Raw genomic sequence first — 21950 nt, 5'->3', positions numbered from 1 at the left:
ATTGGCGCGGCTCTGGTAAGCTTTAGCCGATGGCGGCGGCTTTCACGTCGTCATCAATGTAAGGGAGGTATTGTTCGAAGTTTTCTGCAAACATCTTTACCAGCTTGTCAGCCTGACGATCGTAGGATTCAGGGTTGTCCCATGTCCGGCGTGGATCCAGCAGGATGTCAGCAACACCCGTAACCGCCACAGGAACGTCAAAGCCAAAGTTTGGATCTTTGCGGTACTCTACCCCGGCGAGCGACCCTTCCAGGGCCGCGGTCAGCAACGCGCGCGTTGCTTTGATCGGCATGCGGCTGCCTGTGCCATAAGCGCCTCCAGTCCAGCCAGTGTTTACCAACCAGCAGGTTGCGCCATGCGCCGCGATCTTCTCGCGGAGAAGGTTCCCGTAAACCTCGGGGCGACGCGGCATGAAGGGCGCACCAAAGCAGGTCGAGAATGTAGGCTCGGGTTCAGTCACGCCACGTTCGGTACCGGCAACCTTGGAGGTGAAGCCAGACAGGAAGTGGTACATGGCCTGAGCCGGGGTCAAGCGCGCGATAGGGGGAAGAACGCCGAACGCATCACAGGTTAGCATGATGATATTCTTGGGGTGCCCACCCGTCGCTTTTGCCGAGGCGTTAGAAATGTAGTGAAGCGGGTAAGCGCAACGCATGTTGGCGGTGAGGCTGTCATCGTCGAAATCAAGCTCTTTGGTGTCTTCATCAAAGATCATGTTCTCGATCACGGTGCCGAATTTTTCGGTAGTCGCGTAAATCTCGGGCTCTGCCTCGCGGCTGAGGTTGATCGTCTTGGCGTAGCAGCCACCTTCGAAATTAAAGGTCCCGTTATCCGACCAGCCGTGTTCATCGTCACCAATCAATGTGCGGCCCGGATCGGCGGATAGCGTGGTCTTTCCTGTGCCTGACAGACCGAAGAATACAGCGGTATCAACGGGATTGCCGGTAGCATGGTTGGCCGAGCAGTGCATCGGCATGATCCCTTTTTCCGGCAACAGGTAGTTCAACAGCGTAAATACAGATTTCTTGTTCTCACCTGCGTATTCTGTGCCGCCGATCAAGATCATCTTTTTGTCGAAGTTCATCGCAATGACGGTTTCCGAGCGGCAATCGTGTTTGGCTGGATCAGCCGAAAAGCTCGGGCAGTTGATCACGGTGAAGTCTGCGATGAAATCATCCAGCGCGTCGCGCTCGGGGCGGCGCAGCATGTGGCGAATGAACAGACCGTGCCAAGCCAACTCGGTCACCATACGCACGTTGATCGCGTGTTTCGGATCGGCCCCACCGACCAGATCCTGGACGAAGTAATCACGCCCCTGCATGTGCGCCAACATGTCCTTGTGAAGCGCATCAAAGCCTTCAGGCGACATCTCGGCGTTGTTTTCCCACCAGATTTTATCGGCAACGCTGTCGGTTTTTACGACATGTTTATCCTTGGGGGAGCGTCCGGTGAATTTGCCCGTCGTCACAAGAAACGCGCCGCCCTTGCCTAACGTGCCCTCTTCCCGTTTCAGCGCGGCTTCGACCAACGCGGGTTCGATCATGTTGTAATAGACATCACCAAGCCCGCTTATGCCTTGGTCTTCGAGGCGGAATTGCGGATTTACGCGGCCTAACGTCATGTGATGTCTCCTGTAGCTGCACCGAGAAAAGGTGCCAATTCTTGCACAAATGGCTCGACCCAAGGGGTCGTGTCCGCCTCTTAGCACGTTGATTTACAGTATGAACAGGTAGGTTAGTCGCAGTTAGCGCCACCATGTAACTGTTTGCGGAAACTGTCGTTAATTGAACGTAAAGTGCTATGGGGTAACGTGGCGTCTGCACCCTGTATGTGCGGCAATTTAGCCATTCATTAGCAAATTGTGGCGTGATTATGGCCAAGATGAGGAGCGATTCGCAGTTTCCGATTGATTCGGCCGCGTAAATTGATGATCAATGAAAGAAAAAATATTATGGCAGTTGAGCAGCATATAAAAGGAACAGGCAATGTCTAAAATTGCATTGGTGGATGACGACAGGAATATCCTGACGTCGGTTTCAATGACGTTGGAAGCCGAAGGTTTCGAAGTCGAGACATATAATGACGGGCAAGCCGCGTTGGATGCGTTCAATAAAAAGCTGCCCGACATGGCGGTGTTGGACATCAAGATGCCTCGCATGGACGGCATGGATTTGCTGCAAAGGCTTCGCCAGAAAACCGCGATGCCCGTGATCTTTCTGACATCCAAAGATGACGAGATTGACGAGGTGCTCGGCCTGCGGATGGGGGCTGATGACTACGTGAAAAAACCCTTTAGTCAGCGGCTTTTGGTTGAACGTATCCGTGCGCTGTTGCGCCGTCAGGATGCGGTGGAAACCAATGAGGTCGGCGACACCGAAGAAACCAAAGTGATCGAACGTGGTGATTTGCGCATGGATCCGTTGCGCCATGCAGTCAGCTGGAAGGGTAAGGACGTATCCCTGACGGTGACAGAATTCCTGTTGCTGCAAGCGCTTGCACAGCGCCCCGGCTTTGTGAAGTCACGTGACCAGTTGATGGACGTGGCATATGATGATCAAGTTTACGTCGACGACCGTACAATCGATAGTCATATCAAACGGTTGCGCAAAAAAATGCGGACTGCGGATGACGAGTTTTCCGCGATCGAAACACTCTATGGCATCGGCTACAGATACAACGAAGAGTGACCTGAGCCATGGCCATTGTCGAAAGGAATTTTGTGCGAGACATGACCACACCTTATCGGGACGGTGATGTTGTATTGGGCGACGATTGGGTCGCTCCGGACAAAACCGCGACAGATGAACTGCGCAGCAAACGCGCGCGGCGGGGGCTGTTCTCTCTGCGTGCGTCGCCGCTGACGCGCAAGATCATCACATTTAACTTGATTGCGTTGAATGTTTTGGCCGCCGGTATTCTTTATCTTAACTCTTCTCGCGATAGCCTGGCCGTGCAGCGTGGTGCGTCACTGGTTTCGGAAGCTGAACTGATCGCTGACGTTTTTGAGGCGCAGTTGGCAACGGCGGGTACGCCTGACAGCCTGAGCGACGCGATAGATGTGGATGCAAGCCTTGGCCGGCTTGATTTGCGCAGCGGGATCGAGGTGTTTGTATTCGATTCTGCCGAAAGCCTTGTTGCGCAGAACGCGGGTGCTGCCGCGCGCAATAACGTCGGTGCCGAAGATGACACGGCGCTGATTTCCGATGGGTTGAGCTGGCTTTGGGGGCTGCTCTCCCGACCGTTCGAAAGCGCCGCCACGGCAGATCCTGCTCCGTTGGCGGAACAGTTGCAGCCGTTGGTCTCGGGCGCATTGGTAGGCGAGACCAAGGTGCGGAACGATCTTGTCGGCACTGGTGGCACGCTTTTCTCCGTTGCTACGCCGATCGTACAGAACGGATTGCCAGTCGGCGTTGTCGCCGTCACCTCGGCTGCGGGTGAAATTGACAAACTGGTTCGCGGCGAACGGGAGAGGGTGCTCCAGATGTTCGTGATCGCGACGCTGGTTTCGATCGGGTTGAGCCTCGTGCTGGCCTCGACCATCGCAAATCCGTTGTCCGATCTTGCTGCCGCGGCAGAGCTTGGGCGTGACAAAGATGCGCGGAAGATGAACCCGGGCCGCATTCGGATCCCTGATTTGACGGCGCGTCCTGATGAAATAGGGCGCTTGTCGGGCGCACTGCGCGGGATGGTTTCCGCATTGTACAACCGCATCGACGGAAACGAACAGTTTGCCGCCGATGTCGCGCATGAGATCAAGAACCCGCTTGCGTCACTCCGTTCTGCGGTAGGCACGCTGCGCCTGATCAAGCGTGAGGACCAGCGCGAAAAACTGCTGGATGTCATCGACCATGACGTTCGCCGGTTGGATCGTCTGGTTAGTGATATTTCGAATGCGTCCCGTCTGGACAGCGAATTGGTCAAGGAAGAGGAAGAGCCGTTTGATCTGCTGATGATGATCAGCAATCTGGGTCAGTATCTTGGCGAAGATGCGCGCAAACGTGGCATCGATTTTATCACCGATCTGCCCGAACAGCCGATCATCGTGCACGGGTTGGAAGCACGCCTGGCACAGGTTTTTGTGAATCTGATCAGCAATGCCGTCTCGTTCTGCGAAGACGGCGATGCCATTCGGGTCTGGGCACGTAAACGTGAAAATCGCGTTCTTGTGGTCGTCGAAGACACGGGGCCCGGCATTCCAGAGCAAGCTCTGTCGAAGATCTTTAAGCGTTTTTATTCGCAGCGCCCGGAAGAGCATTTTGGCAATAACTCCGGCCTCGGGCTTGCGATCTCGAAGCAGATTGTCGAAGCGCATGGCGGCGTGATCTGGGCAGAAAATATCCGGCCCACGGATGCCGATATCTCCTCTGATCCCCTTGGCGCGCGCTTTGTGGTCGGCCTGCCCACCTGAACCGGCCATGACCAAAAGCACGATCCACGCCACCACCGTCGCGATTGATGGGCGTGGCGTGATGATCAGGGGAGGCTCGGGTAAAGGCAAGTCCGCGCTGGCGCTGCAGATGATTGCGATGGGGGCCGAGCTGGTTGCCGATGACCGCACGGATTTGATCGTTCAGGATGCCCAGGTTATCGCGCACCCACCCGCCGCGATCAAAGGGTTGATCGAGGCGCGAGGCGTCGGCTTGCTGACCTTGAAACATCGCAGTGCGATACCGATCTTTCTTATCGTAGACCTTGACCAAGATGAGCCTGACCGCCTACCCGAAATCACATACCAGAACGTGATGGGCATCCAAATCCGATGCCTGAAACGATGCGACGGGCCTCATTTTGCTGCCTCTGTTTACTTGATGGCAAAGATGATGAAATACACAGCAGATGACTGATGATGTAACACCCAACCGGCGTATGGTGCTGGTGACCGGCCCCGCGGGGGCAGGGCGATCTTCGACGCTCAATGTGTTGGAGGACGCAGGCTTTGAAGCGATCGACAATATTCCCATGCGGATGCTGCGCGCTTTGCTCGAAGCGCCGGGCCAACTGCGTCCGATGGCTCTTGGTGTCGATTTGCGGAACCGCGATTTTTCGACCGATCGCGTGATCGAACTGATGTTGGACATGCGGTCTCGTCCCGATGTAGATATTGAATTGCTATATTTGGATTGTGCGACCAACGTCCTGCTTCGTCGCTTCTCCGAAACACGCCGGCGTCACCCCATGGCGGCCACCGCTACACCTGTCGAGGGGATCGTGCGCGAGAAAGAGCTGCTTGAACCGGTGCTGGCGCTGGCGGATGTCCTGATCGACACGTCCGAGCTGAATGTGCACCAGTTGCGTGCGGAAGTGGAGCGCTGGTTCGCGCTTGATGGGGAGCATCACCTCAGCGTATCCGTACAGTCTTTCTCGTATAAGCGCGGTTTACCCCGCAGTGCGGATATGGTGTTTGACTGCCGGTTTTTGCGCAATCCCTATTGGGAACCCTCGCTGCGTGGTATGAACGGCACACAAAAAGAGGTCGCCGATTACGTGCATGCCGACCCGCTGTTCGAAAGCTTTGCCGCACAGGTAAACTCTCTGTGTCAATTGATCCTGCCAGCCTGCAAGACTGAAGGTAAATCGCATATCTCTCTTGCGTTTGGCTGCACAGGGGGGCAACACCGTTCCGTAACTTTGGCCGAACATCTGGCGTTCAAACTTTCGAACGACGGCTGGCAGGTGTCCATCAGACACCGCGAACTGGATCGTAGTAAACGGGAAGAGACATCGCGTTGATTGGTATTGTGATTGTTGCACACGGCGGATTGGCCAAAGAATATTTGGCTGCGATCGAACATGTTGTTGGGTCGCAAAACGGCGTGCGCGCTATTGCGATCCATGCAGACCATGATCGTACCGAAAAGCAGCGGGAAATCTGCGAGGCAGCCGATGCCGTGGATACGGGCAATGGTGTTGTCGTCGTAACGGACCTTTTCGGTGGGTCCCCGTCGAACCTCAGTTTGCTTGCATGCCGTCCTGAAAACCGTCGGATCCTTTACGGCGCAAACCTTCCCATGTTGATCAAGCTGGCAAAGTCACGTGATCTTGAAGTGCCCGAGGCGGTGCGCGCGGCCCTGGCGGCCGGCAGAAAATATATTGATAGCCAGAATGTTAGTGCGGAATAGCAAGGCCCCTATTGTATGACCCAAGTCTCATTGAAAATCGTAAACGAAAAAGGCCTGCACGCCCGCGCCTCCGCCAAGCTGGTTGAGGTTGTCGAGGCTTTTGATGCGCGCGCCGAAGTCAGCAAGGACGGGATGTCCGCCTCTGGTGATAGCATTATGGGGCTGCTGATGCTCGCGGCGTCCAAAGGGTGTACGATTGATGTACAGACCTCCGGCCCGGATCAGGACGCATTGGCCGATGCGTTGACAGCCTTGGTGGCTGACAAGTTCGGCGAAGGCCAGTAACGGCGGTGTTTGCAATGCGGCCGGTGGTCACTGTGATGCGTAAAGGGTTAACCACATGACGGAGAATGCGCCAACCGGCCCTGCGCCCCTGCTGAACGATGGCAGCGGCGAACCGGTGACCTTCACGAAGTATGACCGCCGAAGCCTGTCCTATGCATCCACGTTTGATCATCCTGTCAAATCGGGGATCATCAGCGCTATCGAACTTTTCACCGGCAAGCTCAAGGTTCTGCGCCTGATACGACAGTTCGAGAAACAGGGCGCGCCCACAGGGCAGGGGTTCTGGCGTGCGGCACTCGATACCATGGGGATCGACCTGACGACCCCGCAGGAACAGCTGGATCGCATTCCGAAAACGGGTCCAGTGGTCGTTGTTGCAAACCACCCGCACGGGATGGTCGATGGCATGATTTTCGCCGATCTGATCGGACGGGTACGCCCTGATTATCGGATCCTGACGCGCTCTTTGTTGACCTCTATCGATGAGGTCGCGGGCAGTTATATGATCCCCGTTCCGTTTCCCCACGACCCTGATGCGCAGCGCAAAGGTGTCGAAATGCGCGCCAAAGCGATGGCGCATCTGAAGGATGGCGGTGTTGTCGCGCTGTTTCCGTCTGGGGTCGTAGCGGCTTCGGATACCATGTTCGGCCCTGCCATAGAGGCGGAATGGAATGTTTTCACCGCGAAAATGATCCGGCGCTCGGGCGCGCAAGTGGTGCCAATGCGCTTTCCAGGGCAAAATAGCAGAGCCTATCAAATTGCGAATAAAATCTCGCCCATCTTGCGGCAGGGGCTTCTGCTCCACGAGATTGTGCACGCATGCGACAAGCCGCAGGGCCCGATCGTAGGCGCGCCGCTTTCGCCAGAGCAGATGGCCGCTCATGCGGACGACCCGCGCGGTTTCATGGCGTGGCTACGGGCGCATACACTTGCGCTTAAAGACTAACGCTATCTTCCAAATGGGATAAATCCCCGGGGGCGCGGGGGCTGGCCCCCGCTGCTCGCCGCAGTTTTATCGCGTGGGCACAGGCACATCGCCGCGATAGTCATAGAAACCCCGCTGAGATTTACGCCCCAGCCAGCCCGCTTCGACGTATTTTGTCAGAAGCGGGCAGGGACGATATTTCGTATCGGCCAGCCCGTCATGCAACACGTTCATAATCGCCAGGCAGGTGTCTAGACCGATGAAATCTGCAAGCTCCAGCGGCCCCATCGGGTGGTTGGCCCCCAGTTTAAGCGAACTATCGATAGATTCGACAGAGCCCACACCTTCATAGAGTGTATAGACAGCCTCATTGATCATCGGCATCAAGATACGATTTACGATAAATGCCGGGAAGTCTTCGGCAGAAGCCGCAGTTTTGCCCAGTTTATCAACGACGCCGCGGCAGGCCTCAAAAGTTTCCTTATCCGTCGCAATCCCGCGGATCAGCTCCACCAGCTGCATCACGGGCACCGGGTTCATGAAGTGGAATCCCATAAACTTTTCAGGGCGATCGGTTCGGCTGGCGAGCCGTGTAATCGAAATCGACGACGTGTTCGACGTCAGGATCGTGGTCGGTTTGAGGTGGGGGATCAGATCTTCAAAAATCGCTTGCTTGACGGTCTCGCGTTCGGTTGCTGCCTCGATCACCAGATCGCTTTGGCCCAATTCTGCAAGTGTTTGGGTTGTCACGATTCTTTTGAGCGTCGCGTCACGGTCTGCTTCGGTTACCTTACCGCGGCCAACCTGACGGTCGAGGTTGCCAGTAATGGTATCAACCGCCTTTTGCAGTGCTTCAGCGCTTACATCGTTCAACAGCACGTCGTAGCCCGCCAAGGCCATAACATGGGCGATGCCGTTGCCCATTTGGCCTGCGCCAACGATGCCGATTGTCTGGATATCCATGCGCTGTCCCCTTTTGTTTCGCCGCAGCATAAAGCGGGCGGGGTAGCAGCCGCAAGGGTCGGAATTCACGACAGCTTTTCTCAAATCCGAACATTAAGGAAATCGAAAATACTTATGGCGATTCTGCGTCCGTAAAGCGGTGGAACAGGGTGAACGGTATGGGCGCTACGGATGATGGCAGGCGGCGGTTGGACTACGCGTTGTGCCGCTATGGCACGTCGAAACTACTGTTTCGCGGACCTCTTCGGGGAACTTCCTCGCCCTATGTGGTTTTTGTTGGCGGCACCCAGACGTTTGGCCGCTACGTCGAAACTCCGTTCCCCGCGTTGGTAGAACTGTCTAGCGGGGTCCCTTGCATCAATTTCGGGTTACAAAATGCGGGTCTGGATGTGTTTCTACATGATGCCGACGTCATGAAAATTGCCGCCGGGGCGCATGTGACCGTGGTGCAAGTGTTGGGCGCACACAACATGTCGAATCGCTACTATTCAGTACACCCGCGTCGAAACGACAGATTTATCGCTCCGTCGAAACTGCTTTGCTCTATCTACCCCGAGGTTGATTTTGCGGAGTTTCATTTCACACGCCACCTATTGGAAGCGCTCAAGCAAGTCTCGCCCACTCGGTTCGCGATGGTGGTGCGTGAGCTTCAGCAGGCCTGGATCGCACGAATGACCCTGCTGCTTGGCCGGATGACGGGACCATGCGTGCTGCTTCACCTTGGTCCCGAAAAGCCCACGCGGGACATGGGGGCGCAGGCTCGTGCGGGGCCTCTGTTAGTGACCAAAGCTATGGTTTCTCAGGTGAGTCGGCTGGCGGCCGGAGTGGTATATGTGACACCGTCACACGCGGCCATGTCCGAGGGGACGGCGGGGATGGTGTTCCCTGCGATAGAGAAGGAGCGGGCGCTACAGCTCTCCGGCGTTCGGGCACATCAAGAGATTGCGAAGGCGGTCGCGCAGGCGATTGAACACCTGAAATAGAAAAAGGCCCGCAGGTGATTGCGGGCCTTATCCGTGAAAACCTTAAAGGCTTACAGTTTCTCGATCAGCTCGGGAACGGCTTCGAACAGATCTGCCACCAGACCATAGTCGGCGACCTGGAAGATCGGCGCTTCTTCGTCTTTGTTGATGGCGACGATGATTTTGCTGTCTTTCATGCCGGCCAAGTGCTGGATCGCACCGGAGATACCAACCGCCACATAAAGCTCGGGCGCGACAACCTTACCGGTCTGGCCAACTTGCCAGTCGTTCGGAGCATAGCCCGAATCAACGGCAGCGCGCGAAGCGCCAACAGCGGCACCCAGCTTGTCAGCCAGCTTTTCGATCAAGGCGAAGTCTTCTTCGGAGCCAACGCCACGGCCGCCGGAAACAACCACGCCAGCCGATGTCAGCTCGGGGCGATCGCTTTCTGCAACGTGGTCTTCAACCCAGGAAGACAGGCCGGGATCGGCCGCAGCGGATACCGTCTCTACAGAGGCGGAGCCACCGTCGCCAGCGGCGTCAAACGTCGTGGTGCGGAAGGTGATAACCTTTTTCGCATCCGAGGATTTGACCGTCTGGATCGCGTTGCCCGCATAGATGGGACGTTCGAACGTGTCGGCATCGACAACACCGGACACATCGGACAGCAACATGACGTCAAGCAACGCTGCAACACGTGGCATCACGTTTTTAGCGTCTGTGGTCGCTGGCGCGGTGATGTGGTCGTAATCACCGGCGAGCGATACGATCAACGCCGCCGTGGATTCCGCGAGGCGGTGGCCAAGGGTCTCATCCTCGGCGACCAGAACTTTGGAAACACCGTTGATTTTCGCCGCCGCTTCGCCCGCCGCAGCGGCGGAACCACCAGCGCAGAGAACAGTAACATCGCCGAGCATCTTGGCCGCAGCAACGGCTTTGGATGTCGCGTCAAGCGCCAGTTCGCCATCAGTTACTTCTGCAAGGAGTAGAACAGCCATTACACAGCCCCCGCTTCTTTAAGTTTCGCAACCAGTTCATCGACCGACTCGACCTTGATGCCCGCAGCACGTTCTGCTGGCTCAGCCGTCTTGATGATTTCCAAACGGTTGGAAACCTCGACGCCATAATCGGCAGGTGTCTTCTCATCCAAAGGCTTTTTCTTTGCCTTCATGATGTTGGGTAGCGACGCATAGCGTGGTTCGTTCAGGCGAAGATCCACAGTCACGACTGTAGGCATGGAAACCTTAATAGTCTGCAAACCACCGTCGACTTCACGTGTAACAACAGCGCTGTCGCCATCGATGTCGACTTTGGAGGCGAAGGTCGCTTGCGACCACCCCAGCAGAGCGGACAGCATCTGGCCAGTGGCGTTCATATCGTTGTCGATCGCTTGCTTACCGCAAAGAACAAGGTCGGGCTTCTCTTCTTCGACGACGCCTTTCAGAATTTTGGCAACGGTCAAAGGCTCGATATCGTTGTGCACATCGTCGGCCGCCACGATCAGAATCGCGCGGTCCGCGCCCATTGCCAGCGCTGTGCGCAGTGTTTCCTGCGCCTGTTTTACGCCGATAGAGACGACCACAACTTCTTCGACCTGGCCGGCCTCTTTCATGCGGATCGCTTGTTCGACGGAAATCTCGTCAAACGGGTTCATCGACATCTTTACGTTGGCAAGATCAACACCCGTGCCGTCCGCTTTGACGCGTACTTTCACGTTGTAGTCGATCACGCGCTTTACAGGTACCAGTACCTTCATGAGCGTTCTCTCTCCTCAGTTGACGATCCGGGCCGGTTCGGCCCCGATCATGTGAACTCTTCGTCGGTGTAACGAAGCAATCGAATGCAAAACAGTCAAAAATAGTAATTTATTGTCTTTCGACGCGGCGTTTCTGACTGACGGCCTTAGCGATTTGCCCCGGGCACCCATAATACATCGTCCTTACCGCCGTTATTTGAAGCCCTCGCCGCGACGAAAAACCAATCGCTTAGCCGGTTCAGATATTTGACGGCGGCCGGATTAATAGAATCTCTGTCAGCCAAGTGCACCGCAAGCCGTTCGGCGCGGCGAGCAACTGTCCGGCACACGTGCAAATGCGCGGCAAGTGCGGTGCCGCCGGGTAGAATAAAGCTTCTCAGCGGGGACAGATCAGCGTTCATCACGTCGATCTCACGTTCAAGCCTGTCGACCTGCGCCGCCGCGAGGCGCAGAGGCGGGTATTCGGCGTCTGCATCCGCTTCCATATCGGGGCGGCACAGGTCAGCGCCCAGGTCGAACAGGTCGTTCTGGATACGCGACAGCGCGGCGTCGGTTTCGCCTTTCGCCTCAAGCCGCGCGACACCAACAAAACAGTTCAATTCGTCGGATGTGCCATATGCCTCGACCCGCAGGTCGTGTTTGGCCACACGGTCCCCGTTTCCCAACGCGGTTTCGCCTTTGTCGCCGGTGCGGGTGTAGATTTTATTAAGAACAACCATCAGCCAGCGTCCTTTCGCAGGTACACATATATGACGATGAGAACGACAGCGATGAACTGTGCGATGATGCGCATGCGCATAAGTTTATTTGAATTGCGCTTATTGAATTCTCCGCCACCAGCGAAGCCCCCAAGCCCAAAAATCAATACGACAACCACCGCAATCACGGCAACGACGGTCAGGATATATAACGGATCAGCGAACATAAGCATCCTTTGTGTTGCTGAAAGATGTAGCGGGGTCATGCAGTAGCGCAACCCGAATTTATCGAGAGAGCACCCAGTCTAGGGCACGTGTTGGTAAAATACGCTTTAAAATGCCCGAGATACGCGTCGGCGTCGTGACATAATACCGCGGCCGTGGGCGGTCGGCCTCCAGCGCATGGATAAGCCTGTCAACGACTGCTTGTGGCGGAAGCTCGAACCTGTCGGGCCCTCTCGCAGTGTATAGCCTGTCTAACAACGCGCTTTCGTATTGCACCTTTCGGGCAGAGCTTTTCCAATCGATCCAGCGCTCGAAGTGCGGGATAGAGTTCGCGCGGATGTTGGATGTAATGGGCCCGGGCTCGATCAGGGTCACGTGGATGGGGGTGTCGCGCAGCTCAATACGAAGCGTGTCTGTTAAGCCTTCCAGCGCGAATTTTGTAGAATTGTAAGCGCCACGCCACGGCATTGTGACAAATCCCAAGACGGACGAGCATTGGATAATGCGTCCGTGACCCTGTGCCCGCATCACAGGGATGATCTTGCGCGTAAGCTCGTGCCAGCCGAAGAAGTTGCTTTCGAATATCGCGCGCAGCGCGTCTGTGGGGAGATCTTCGACGGCACCGGGTGTCGCATGGGCACCGTTGTTATAAAGGGCATCGAGCGTGCCACCGGTTTGCTCTAGTACATGATCCAGCGCAGCGGCGATGCTGCTGGCATCCGTATAGTCGAGCTGGGGCGCATCAAATCCTTCGGCGGCTAGCCTCTCGCAATCGCGTGATTGGCGGCATGAGGCGAAAACCCTCCAGCCGCGTTCGCGCAAGGCATGCGCAGCCGCGTAGCCGATCCCGGAGGAGCAGCCGGTAATTAAAATTGTACGTTGTTGCATGAACAGTTGTCTCGGGAGTTGTTGAGTAGTTTACCCGTTCGACAACAGGAAATCGGCCATCCAGCCCTCTGGCCCGCCGTCTACGGGACGCATCTTTACCCATCCATCGCCGTTATCCTGAATGATCTCGACCGAATCGCCGCGACCTAGCTTGCTCACGACCTGAAACTCGGTGCCCGGGCCACCACGGACATTCACACGGTTGCCGGATACAGAACGAATATTCGCTTCGCTGCTCAGGTTCGTTTCAGCACGGGCTTCTACGATCGCGGCACCGCTGTCGTTCGGAACGATCAGGCTGGGAATAATTGCTGGCGTGTCCGCCCCGTTCGCCGCGATATTCTGGGCGACAGGCACATACGATACGTCAGTCGCAGCACCGGTGTCCGCGGTATTCAATGCGGTGGTGAGGGTGACAGAAACGCGTTCGGCATCATCAGCTTGCGCGGTGCTTTCAAAACCCGGCGGGGTCGTATCAACCGGAGCCGTCGCGACCGCCGGGATGACCTTTGCCGTCTCGACTGGTTCGTTTGAGGTTTCAGCGGTGATTTCGTTCTCCTGTGCTGGCATTTGGTCTGCATTCGCAGCCATCTGAGCGCTCGCGGGTTGAAAATCGGCCCCGCCGCTCATCTCGTAGAATGCCCAACCAAGAAACCCGAAGGTTAACAAAATAAACCGCTTCATCACACATTCCTCGAAATAGCAGACAGCCTAGACCCGCAGCAGGTCTCCCCAAGGCTGTAATATCAAGTATAACATAAAATGCTGCCTAATCGTTCCAATATGTTTGCAAAGTTGCATGACAGAGACACCGCATGCCGTGCTGGGGCGCTGCGCCCCAAACAGTCGCTTGCCGCGTCTCGCGGCCTTGGCTAAACAATGAAGATGTCAGATGTAACCACCCCCGCCGATCCAGATTCTCGCAATTCGTCAGAGCCTTTGCGCCGTGCATTGGGCGACCGGTATCTGACCTATGCGCTGTCTACTATTATGCACCGCGCGCTGCCCGATGCGCGCGACGGGTTAAAGCCCGTTCACCGTCGGATTCTATTCGCGATGCGTGAACTGAGGCTTAACAGCACCGGGGGATTCCGGAAGTCGGCGAAAATTTCCGGCGACGTGATGGGGAACTATCACCCGCACGGCGACGCTGCGATTTACGATGCGATGGCGCGTCTCGCGCAAGATTTTAACGTGCGTTATCCGTTGGTTGACGGGCAGGGGAACTTTGGCAACATCGACGGGGATAACCCCGCTGCGAGCCGATATACCGAAGCGCGCATGACCGCCGTGGCCGAGGCCATGCTGGAAGGTCTGAATGAAAATGCTGTCGATTTTAGAGAGAATTACGACGGCACACTGACCGAGCCTGCCGTTCTGCCCGCGCAGTTCCCGAACCTTCTGGCAAACGGGTCGTCGGGTATTGCTGTCGGTATGGCCACCAACATCCCGCCGCATAATATCTCGGAACTGGTGGACGCCTGTATCCACCTGATCAAAACGCCCGATGCCCGCGATGATACTTTGCTTAAATACGTTCCCGGTCCCGATTTTCCGACCGGCGGTATTATCGTTGAACCCCCTGAAAACATTGCGAATGCCTATCGTACGGGTAAGGGCGGTTTCCGTCTGCGCTGTCGGTGGGAAACAGAGGATCTGGGGCGCGGTGCTTGGCAAATTGTCATCACTGAAATTCCCTATCAGGTGCAGAAATCCAAGCTGATCGAAAAGATCGCAGAGCTTATTCAGACCAAGAAGATTCCGATTCTGGGCGATGTGCGCGACGAATCGGCCGACGATATTCGCCTGATCATAGAGCCGCGTTCCAAGAACGTTGATCCCGAGGTCCTGATGGGGATGCTGTATCGCAGCTCTGATCTTGAGGTGCGATTCTCGTTGAACATGAACGTCTTGATCGACGGGGTGACGCCTAAAGTATGTTCGATGAAGGAAGTGCTGCGCGCATTTCTTGATCACCGGCGCGAGGTGCTTCAGCGGCGCTCGACCCACCGGATGGAGAAGATCGACCACCGCCTAGAGGTCTTGGAAGGTTTTATCGTCGCGTTTCTTAACCTTGATCGCGTGATTGATATCATTCGCTATGATGAGGACCCGAAATCGGCGTTGATGGCCGAGGATTGGGGTAAGGATCACGTGCGCGCGATGGACGAGGCAAGCTATGTACCGCCAGCGCCCTCCACAGAAAACGCGCTATCCGAAGTTCAAGCGGACGCGATTTTGAACATGCGCCTGCGGTCGTTGCGCCGGTTGGAAGAAATCGAATTGCTGCGCGAGCAAGCCGCCTTGATGGAGGAGCGCTCGGGCCTCGAAGATCTGCTGGAAAATGAAGGTACCCAATGGGATACGATCATCGACCAGCTGCGCGAGACGAAAAAGCAGTTCGGCAAGGACTGGTCGCTGGACGGTAAGAATATCGGTCGTCGTAGAACGAGCTTCTCCGAAGCCGGCGTGATCGAGGAAGTCCCGCTGGAGGCGATGATCGACCGCGAACCGATTACAGTTGTCTGTTCGCAGATGGGCTGGATCCGTGCGATGACGGGACATATCGATCTGAACCGCGAGTTGAAGTTCAAGGATGGCGACGGCCCCCGCTTTATTTTCCATGCAGAGACAACAGACAGGCTGCTGGTTTTCGGGTCGAACGGGCGCTTTTACACGGTGTCTGCATCGACCTTGCCTGGCGGGCGCGGCATGGGGGAGCCATTGCGATTGATGGTGGATCTGCCCAACGAAGTTCAAATTGTCGATATTTTGATCCACAAGGCGGGGCGCAAGCTCTTGGTGGCTTCCTCGGCCGGGGATGGATTTATCGTGCCGGAGGATGATGTTCTGGCGCAGACACGCAGCGGTAAACAGGTGCTGAACGTGCGCGGCGACGCGAAAGCAATGATTTGCGCGCCGGTGACCGGCGATGCGGATGCCGTTGCCGTTGTGGGTGAGAATCGCAAAGTCTTGGTGTTCGGCTTGGACGAGCTTCCCGAAATGGGACGCGGCAAAGGTGTGCGGCTGCAAAAGTACAAAGACGGGGGCATGTCTGATGCGATCACGTTTAGCCGCGAGAACGGGCTAAGCTGGCTGGATCCCGCGGGACGGACACGTACCGAAGCTGACCTGACCGAATGGACTGGCAAGCGCGCGACAGCGGGGCGCATGGCACCGCGTGGGTTCCCGCGTGATAACCGCTTCGGTTGATCGCAAACGACGTGAATGACGCCGAGCTGTCATACCCCAGTGGTTCGGCACCCGCGATGTCGGTTCAATTCGTCGGGGGGCGCGGCGCGCTCTTTTGGTTGGCGTTCAAAACTGGTTTTCTCACGATTATGACGCTTGGGTTCTACCGGTTCTGGATGAAGACCCGTTTGCGGCGATGGTATTGGTCCGCAATCCGGCCGTGCGGGCATCCGATGGAATACGTCGGCGATCCGATTGAAAAGCTATTGGGCTTCTTCATCGCCGTTGTGATCCTCACCTTCTACATCGGAATCATTAATCTGATTCTGATGTTCGTCAGCTTCTCGGTGTTTTCGAGCGCGACCTTAGGGTACTTCGCAGCGGGATTCGGGGTTGTTCCTTTGTGGTTCTATGCCCGATATCGTGCGCGACGGTACGTCTTGGGACGGACGCGATGGCGCGGGGTGCGGTTTGGCCTTGATAAAGGTGCATGGGGGTATGTCTGGCGCGCTATGCTGCATTGGCTGGTCACCATTTTCTCGCTAGGGCTGCTTTGGCCACGTATGACCTTCTACCTTGAGAAATACACGACCGACCGCACCTTTTTCGGATCGGCACAGCTGCATCAAGGGGGGCGTTGGGGCATGCTCTATCGTGCCGCGATTCCGTTTGCTTTATTCACCTTGCTGCTTCTTGGTAGCGTGGCCCACGCGTACATATCTGCCGCGTCCCAGACTTTCGACACATCTGGCTTTGCCTCGAAGATGCTCGAAACGCTGGCTGACGGGCAAGGCGCACCATTTTCTATGCAAGGCGCTTGGTGGTTGCTCCTTTTCCCCGTGAGCCTGTTAGGCATGGTCTACGGTGCAGTGCACTATCGCTTTGTTTCGAAAAGGCTAATGGCAAACCACAAGTCAACGAATGGTATCGCCATAACGTCGAGGCTAAGCGCACCGCGTATCGCGTTCATCTACGTCTTCGGCAGCTTTATCGCATATTCGGTCCTCGTTCTGGGGGTGATTTTGCTAGTGTTAGGGGCATTTGTCGTGATTGGACCAAGCGCCTTTATGGGGTTTGATTTGGGGATCGACATTGAAACGCTTCCGATCCCTCGGGCTTTGGCGATCGTGGTGTTGGCGGGTTTTTACCTCTCGGTCTTTTTGATGTGGAACGTTTGCTACAACACATTCGTCACCTTTCCGTTAATGCGTCACATGGCCATAACCTGTGCGCTTCCGCGGTATGACGGTTTGCAAAGCATCAGCCAGTCAGGGCGGGATGACTTCGCCGAAGCCGAAGGGTTTGCAGAGGCGTTGGACCTGGGAGCCGCGATATGAGCGTCGGATTTGACGGCATGGGGGCGGCATATTTTGACGGTGATCGTCCGGTCGCCGAAGATGTCAGCCTGCATATTGCGAACGATAATCTGCAGATTGGACTGGATAGCGAAGATATTATCTTCTGGCGGCTTGGCGATATTCGGTTGGTGCCCGATCAGTCGCGTGGGAAAGACTATACCCTGCGCTCGGTTACCGATCCGCTGGCGCGGCTTATCGTTGCGGATAAGACGCTGCTACGACATCTTCCTGCCGCTCGCCGCCCTGCGCCGGCCCGAGGGCGACGCAGGTTGTTCGCTTGGGCGATGGCAGCTGTCGCGGCTGTTGCGCTTCAGATTACAGTGCTGGTGCCATTTTTGGCGGACCGCTTGGCGAATTTCATCCCACCAGCAGGAGAGGCCGCCTTGGGTGAGGCGACATTGGGCCAAATTCGCAGGGCCTTGGACGAAACCGGCATGCAGCCCCTCGCCATTTGCGACGCCTCGGCGGGCGAAGCGGCGCTCACCAGCATGATCACCGCGCTTAACGCGGGCGAGGGGGCGGTGCAGGATTTGAATGTCCTGGTGCTGGACCACCCGATGGTTAACGCTTTTGCGCTGCCCGGCGGGATTGTCGTGCTGTTCGACGGACTGATCCAACAAGCCCAGTCCCCGGATGAGGTCGCCGCTGTGTTGGCGCATGAAATTGGTCACGTTGTCAGTCGTGACCCGACACGCCACGCGTTGCGGTCCGCCGGATCGATTGGCGTGTTGGGGCTTTTGTTCGGTGACTTCGCAGGCGGTGCCGTGGTGTTGTTTCTGGCAGAGCGTTTGATCAGCGCGACCTATACCCAGCAGGCCGAAACAGAGGCAGACGCGTTCGGGCATAAACTTCTGGCGACTGCGGGCGTGTCTCCGAAAGCGATGGGGGCCATGTTCGAGCGCATGCGCCAGACCCAAGGCGAAGCGAACCCGTTGATGGCCCATTTCCTGAGCCATCCATCATTCGATGACCGCATCACTGCCGCGCAAGATGCGGCGCGCGCGCAGTCTGAATACTCAACTATTGTCGACGCGGACGCCTGGGGCGACTTGCGGCGGATTTGCGACTAGGCAGGCGTTGCGGTTAACCATACTCCGCCTTCGGGGCGTAGGGTCAGGATCATAACCGGTTCAGGGCTTTTCCCGGCGACAGGTGTGAAACGAAACCGCGAAAGCAAGGTCGCAAGGATGATCACCGCCTCTTGCTGCGCAAAGGACGCTCCGATGCAGATACGCGGGCCATCGCCAAAGGGCAGGTAGGCGTATCGGTCGATCGCTTTGCGATCTTTGAAACGGTCGGGATCGAAAACGTCGGGCTGATCCCAAAGCTGCTGATGGCGGCCAAGCGCATAAATCGGCACCATGACAGTATCGCCGGGCCGAACTTCCCTGCCGCATAAGGTGTCGTTTCTCTGCGCGGTGCGTGAAATCACCCCCGCCGGCGGGTACAGGCGCAGGGTTTCGTCGATAATTTGGCGGATGTATGGTAGGTTTTCGACGTCTGCACCCGTCGCCGCGCGGCCCTGCAACACGGTTTGCGCCTCGGCGCGGGCCTTTTGCTGCACGGCCTGATCAAAGCCCATCAGATAGAGCGCCCAAGACAGGGTAAGGGCCGTCGTCTCATGCCCTGCGACGATGAAGGTTAACAGATTGTCCCGTAGCTCGGCCGTATTCATCTGACGTTTGGTCTTGGGGTCGGTGCCGTCAAGGAGAAGATCCAGCAGGTCCGGCGTATCGCTGGGCCCCCGTTCGGCCCGCGCATCTATCGCGCCGTCGGCAATGCGTTTCATGTCTTTCAGGGCACGGCCCGACATCGCCCGTCCTGGGCGCGGAAGCCAGTCTGGCAAGCCAAGAATATCGAAAAGGCTCAGTTTCCCGGCCTCTGCGATATAGTCGTCAATGGCGCGGTGCACGGCGTCGCGGTCAAATCCATCGCCGCCCGAGAATGTGACATCCGAGATGACGTCGAATGTCGACGTGACCATCTCGTCCAGCATATTGATGGCCCGCGGGCCAGCGGCGGCGATCCGGTCGGCCGACCTTTGCGCTGCTGCGGTCATGATGGGCGACAGGTTCAGCATATTGCGGTGCGAAAAGGCCGGTGCCACCGCGCGGCGTTGCCAGCGCCAATGCGCACCCTCCGCAATGAAAAGGGAGTCTCCGATCGCGGGGCGCAAAAGGTTTTTTGTCACCAAGGATTTAGGGTAGTCGTCAACCCGATCCAACAGCATCTCGCGGATGGCAGTCGGGTCCATAACCATGTGCCAACGCTTGCCCATTTTGCCAGAGACCATCGGCTGTTTGACAGCTATTTCAGGAATAATGCTAAGCACATTTCGTCGCGCCATAGCGAGGCTGCGAAACAGGCCTAGGGGTTGGTTAACCAAGGCCACGCGGGCGGGCAGGGGGCGATCCATGGCAATTATCCTAATTCAGACGGACATAAGGTAGCACGCCTCCCAGTGCGTGCCACTTTAGCAAACGTTGCACCCTATTCAGCCTTAGGGTATCGCAAAGGGCATAAATGCGCCGAGGAGGCATGAAATGGTTCGAATTTTATCAGCTTTGATCAGTATCGTGGTCCTTTCTGCGTGTAACGGGGCATCCGACCTCGACAAGCCGGCGGTGCCTTTGGGTGACTTTAATCTATACCACAACATCGTTGTCGCGCCGAAGGTACAGAAACTGCCGATCAGTCGCGAAGTCAGTGAAGAGGTGCTGACCACGGCCGTCAAAGACGCCATCGCCGAACGCTTTGACCGCTATGAAGGCACGCGCAATTACCACTTTGGCGTCAGTGTCGAAGGCTATGTTCTTGCGCCTCCTGGTATTCCGCTTGTGCTTGCGCCCAAGTCGATCATGATCCTGAACCTTACCGTTTGGGACGACGCCGCGGGTAAGAAGCTTACGGTCGAACCGCACCAGATCACCGTGTTCGAATCCCTTGATCAGGGGCCTATCGTCGGGTCTGGCTACACCAAGACTGCTGAAGAACAGCTTAAGAACCTCAGCCAGAATGCGGCAAAGTCGATCGAGACCTATTTGGTCAAGCAAAATAAGGCCGAAGGCTGGTTCGAACGCCCGGCGGACGCGGTCATCGAGCGCGCTGAAATCCCCTCTGCACCGGCGGTAACAGCGAACTAGTGCGCATTTACATGAATTCTGCGGCGGTGTGAGGCGAACAGGTGCTTGATTTTATGCGCCAGACCCAATACATCGCCCGCCAGATAGGTTTGGGTCTGGGTTCAGGCCCTCATTAATATAAAGGGCTGCTCCATGGCTAAGGCAAAGTTTGAACGTAATAAACCACACGTTAACATCGGTACCATTGGTCACGTTGACCACGGCAAAACCACGTTGACCGCGGCGATCACCAAGTACTTCGGCGACTTCCGCGCCTATGACCAGATTGACGGCGCGCCCGAAGAAAAAGCACGCGGCATCACCATCTCGACAGCACACGTTGAGTATGAGACCGAAGGCCGTCACTACGCCCACGTCGACTGCCCAGGCCACGCTGACTATGTGAAAAACATGATCACCGGTGCGGCGCAGATGGACGGCGCGATCCTGGTTGTGAACGCTGCTGATGGCCCCATGCCACAGACCCGCGAGCACATCCTGCTGGGCCGTCAGGTCGGCATCCCCGCCATGGTTGTCTATATGAACAAAGTAGACCAGGTGGACGATGAAGAGCTGCTGGAACTGGTTGAAATGGAAATCCGCGAACTGCTGTCTTCCTACGACTACCCAGGCGACGACATCCCTGTGATCCCAGGTTCCGCTCTGGCGGCGATGGAAGGCCGTGACGAGAACATCGGCGAGAACTCCATCCGCAAGCTGATGGAAGAAGTCGACAACTACATCCCGACACCAGAGCGCGCTGTTGACCAGCCGTTCCTGATGCCTGTGGAAGACGTCTTCTCGATCTCCGGTCGTGGTACAGTTGTGACCGGCCGTGTTGAGCGTGGCGTGATCAACGTTGGCGACGAAATCGAAATCGTTGGCATCCGCGACACCAAGAAAACCACATGTACCGGCGTTGAAATGTTCCGCAAACTGCTGGACCGTGGGGAAGCTGGCGACAACATCGGCGCCCTGCTGCGCGGTATCGACCGTGAAGGCGTTGAGCGTGGTCAGGTTCTGTGTAAGCCAGGTTCGGTCAAGCCGCACACCAAGTTCACAGCCGAAGCCTATATCCTCACCAAGGAAGAGGGTGGCCGTCACACGCCGTTCTTCGCGAACTACCGTCCACAGTTCTACTTCCGGACCACAGACGTCACCGGTACCGTTCAGCTGCCAGAAGGCACTGAAATGGTTATGCCTGGCGACAACCTGCAGTTCGACGTGGAACTGATCGCCCCCATCGCGATGGAAGACGGTCTGCGCTTCGCGATCCGCGAAGGCGGTCGTACCGTTGGCGCGGGCGTGGTTTCCAAAATCACCGAGTAAGCCAACCCGCGGGTCACCCCGCGCACCGGCAACAAGACGAAGGCCGCTCCCAATCGGGGCGGCCTTTTTCGTGGCTTGGGGGTGGGCGACATTATTCCTGCGCAATGCGTCTATCTGCCCTTGATCCC

22 protein-coding genes are annotated in these 21950 nt (G+C 56.8%); 13 read left to right on the top strand and 9 right to left on the bottom strand.

The genetic code is table 11. The annotated features are described in order from the left end of the window. Nucleotides 1–22: 22 nt before the first annotated feature. A complete protein-coding gene (locus ACTRWK_RS03410; protein WP_005849919.1) occupies nt 23–1621 on the bottom strand; it encodes a phosphoenolpyruvate carboxykinase in 1599 nt (532 codons plus the stop codon). A 364-nt stretch (nt 1622–1985) separates the two neighbouring features. On the opposite strand from ACTRWK_RS03410, the gene ACTRWK_RS03405 reads away from it, so the two are divergent. The 7 genes from ACTRWK_RS03405 to ACTRWK_RS03375 are packed head-to-tail and all read left to right on the top strand — an operon-like array spanning nt 1986 to nt 7350. Continuing rightward, the gene (locus ACTRWK_RS03405) at nt 1986–2687 is read left to right on the top strand and encodes a response regulator transcription factor (RefSeq protein ID WP_005849917.1); all 702 of its coding nucleotides are present in this window, start codon (nt 1986–1988) and stop codon (nt 2685–2687) included. Nucleotides 2688–2728: 41 nt separating this feature from the next. After that, nucleotides 2729–4408, top strand: a complete 1680-nt coding sequence (locus ACTRWK_RS03400) for a sensor histidine kinase (RefSeq protein WP_235602485.1) — start codon at nt 2729–2731, stop codon at nt 4406–4408. A 7-nt stretch (nt 4409–4415) separates the two neighbouring features. Further along, nucleotides 4416–4844 carry an HPr kinase/phosphorylase gene (locus tag ACTRWK_RS03395; protein WP_064215913.1) on the top strand — a complete coding sequence of 143 codons (429 nt, stop codon included), beginning with the start codon at nt 4416–4418 and terminating at the stop codon, nt 4842–4844. Continuing rightward, nucleotides 4837–5730, top strand: a complete 894-nt coding sequence (gene rapZ, locus ACTRWK_RS03390) for an RNase adapter RapZ (protein ID WP_037941304.1) — start codon at nt 4837–4839, stop codon at nt 5728–5730. The genes ACTRWK_RS03395 and rapZ overlap by 8 nt, the downstream gene beginning before the upstream one ends. Continuing rightward, nucleotides 5727–6119, top strand: coding sequence for a PTS sugar transporter subunit IIA (locus ACTRWK_RS03385; RefSeq protein ID WP_005849910.1), 393 nt, complete (start codon nt 5727–5729; stop codon nt 6117–6119). The genes rapZ and ACTRWK_RS03385 overlap by 4 nt, the downstream gene beginning before the upstream one ends. Nucleotides 6120–6134: 15 nt before the next feature. Further along, complete coding sequence (locus ACTRWK_RS03380; RefSeq protein WP_005849908.1) at nt 6135–6404, top strand: HPr family phosphocarrier protein; 270 nt, start codon at nt 6135–6137, stop codon at nt 6402–6404. 55 nt (nt 6405–6459) lie between these two features. Then, entirely contained in the window at nt 6460–7350 is an 891-nt protein-coding gene (locus ACTRWK_RS03375; protein WP_005849907.1) for a lysophospholipid acyltransferase family protein, read from the top strand. Nucleotides 7351–7416: 66 nt separating this feature from the next. Here ACTRWK_RS03375 and ACTRWK_RS03370 read toward each other — a convergent pair whose 3' ends face one another. Further along, complete coding sequence (locus ACTRWK_RS03370) at nt 7417–8292, bottom strand: 3-hydroxybutyryl-CoA dehydrogenase (protein ID WP_005849905.1); 876 nt, start codon at nt 8290–8292, stop codon at nt 7417–7419. Between the two features lie 158 nt (nt 8293–8450). Between ACTRWK_RS03370 and ACTRWK_RS03365 the strand changes: the two genes are divergently transcribed. After that, nucleotides 8451–9275: a DUF6473 family protein gene (locus ACTRWK_RS03365; RefSeq protein ID WP_037941307.1), complete on the top strand. Its 825-nt coding sequence runs from the start codon at nt 8451–8453 to the stop codon at nt 9273–9275. A 50-nt stretch (nt 9276–9325) separates the two neighbouring features. Here ACTRWK_RS03365 and ACTRWK_RS03360 read toward each other — a convergent pair whose 3' ends face one another. The 6 genes from ACTRWK_RS03360 to ACTRWK_RS03335 form a co-directional block, all read right to left on the bottom strand. Next, nucleotides 9326–10252: an electron transfer flavoprotein subunit alpha/FixB family protein gene (locus ACTRWK_RS03360; RefSeq protein WP_005849902.1), complete on the bottom strand. Its 927-nt coding sequence runs from the start codon at nt 10250–10252 to the stop codon at nt 9326–9328. Continuing rightward, nucleotides 10252–11010 carry an electron transfer flavoprotein subunit beta/FixA family protein gene (locus tag ACTRWK_RS03355; protein ID WP_005849900.1) on the bottom strand — a complete coding sequence of 253 codons (759 nt, stop codon included), beginning with the start codon at nt 11008–11010 and terminating at the stop codon, nt 10252–10254. Before ACTRWK_RS03355 ends, ACTRWK_RS03360 begins: the two co-directional genes overlap by 1 nt. A gap of 146 nt (nt 11011–11156) precedes the next feature. Then, nucleotides 11157–11729, bottom strand: a complete 573-nt coding sequence (locus tag ACTRWK_RS03350; RefSeq protein ID WP_037941311.1) for a cob(I)yrinic acid a,c-diamide adenosyltransferase — start codon at nt 11727–11729, stop codon at nt 11157–11159. Then, nucleotides 11729–11935, bottom strand: coding sequence for a twin transmembrane helix small protein (locus ACTRWK_RS03345; RefSeq protein WP_005849896.1), 207 nt, complete (start codon nt 11933–11935; stop codon nt 11729–11731). Before ACTRWK_RS03345 ends, ACTRWK_RS03350 begins: the two co-directional genes overlap by 1 nt. Before the next feature lie 58 nt (nt 11936–11993). Next, entirely contained in the window at nt 11994–12821 is an 828-nt protein-coding gene (locus ACTRWK_RS03340) for an SDR family oxidoreductase (protein WP_289081644.1), read from the bottom strand. Between the two features lie 30 nt (nt 12822–12851). Beyond that, nucleotides 12852–13505: an SH3 domain-containing protein gene (locus ACTRWK_RS03335; RefSeq protein WP_289081645.1), complete on the bottom strand. Its 654-nt coding sequence runs from the start codon at nt 13503–13505 to the stop codon at nt 12852–12854. A 201-nt stretch (nt 13506–13706) separates the two neighbouring features. On the opposite strand from ACTRWK_RS03335, the gene ACTRWK_RS03330 reads away from it, so the two are divergent. The 3 genes from ACTRWK_RS03330 to ACTRWK_RS03320 are packed head-to-tail and all read left to right on the top strand — an operon-like array spanning nt 13707 to nt 18441. After that, entirely contained in the window at nt 13707–16034 is a 2328-nt protein-coding gene (locus ACTRWK_RS03330; RefSeq protein WP_037941334.1) for a DNA topoisomerase IV subunit A, read from the top strand. Nucleotides 16035–16090: 56 nt separating this feature from the next. Next, nucleotides 16091–17350 (top strand): DUF898 family protein, encoded by a 1260-nt coding sequence (locus ACTRWK_RS03325; RefSeq protein WP_037941336.1) that lies wholly within the window; start codon nt 16091–16093, stop codon nt 17348–17350. Continuing rightward, complete coding sequence (locus tag ACTRWK_RS03320) at nt 17347–18441, top strand: M48 family metallopeptidase (RefSeq protein ID WP_037941319.1); 1095 nt, start codon at nt 17347–17349, stop codon at nt 18439–18441. Before ACTRWK_RS03325 ends, ACTRWK_RS03320 begins: the two co-directional genes overlap by 4 nt. Here the strand turns inward: ACTRWK_RS03320 and ACTRWK_RS03315 are convergent. After that, a complete protein-coding gene (locus ACTRWK_RS03315) occupies nt 18438–19787 on the bottom strand; it encodes a cytochrome P450 (protein WP_037941321.1) in 1350 nt (449 codons plus the stop codon). The genes ACTRWK_RS03320 and ACTRWK_RS03315 overlap by 4 nt on opposite strands. A gap of 127 nt (nt 19788–19914) precedes the next feature. Here ACTRWK_RS03315 and ACTRWK_RS03310 point away from each other — a divergent pair, with 127 nt between their 5' ends. Then, nucleotides 19915–20514, top strand: a complete 600-nt coding sequence (locus ACTRWK_RS03310) for a hypothetical protein (protein ID WP_289081646.1) — start codon at nt 19915–19917, stop codon at nt 20512–20514. A 132-nt stretch (nt 20515–20646) separates the two neighbouring features. Beyond that, the gene (gene tuf / locus ACTRWK_RS03305) at nt 20647–21822 is read left to right on the top strand and encodes an elongation factor Tu (RefSeq protein WP_005849852.1); all 1176 of its coding nucleotides are present in this window, start codon (nt 20647–20649) and stop codon (nt 21820–21822) included. Nucleotides 21823–21950: the final 128 nt, after the last annotated feature.

This window comes from Sulfitobacter sp. G5_S2_6_S6 (assembly GCF_054968505.1).
The sequence above is the reverse complement of the archived record's forward strand: the minus strand, read 5'-3'. Positions and strand labels throughout refer to the sequence as shown.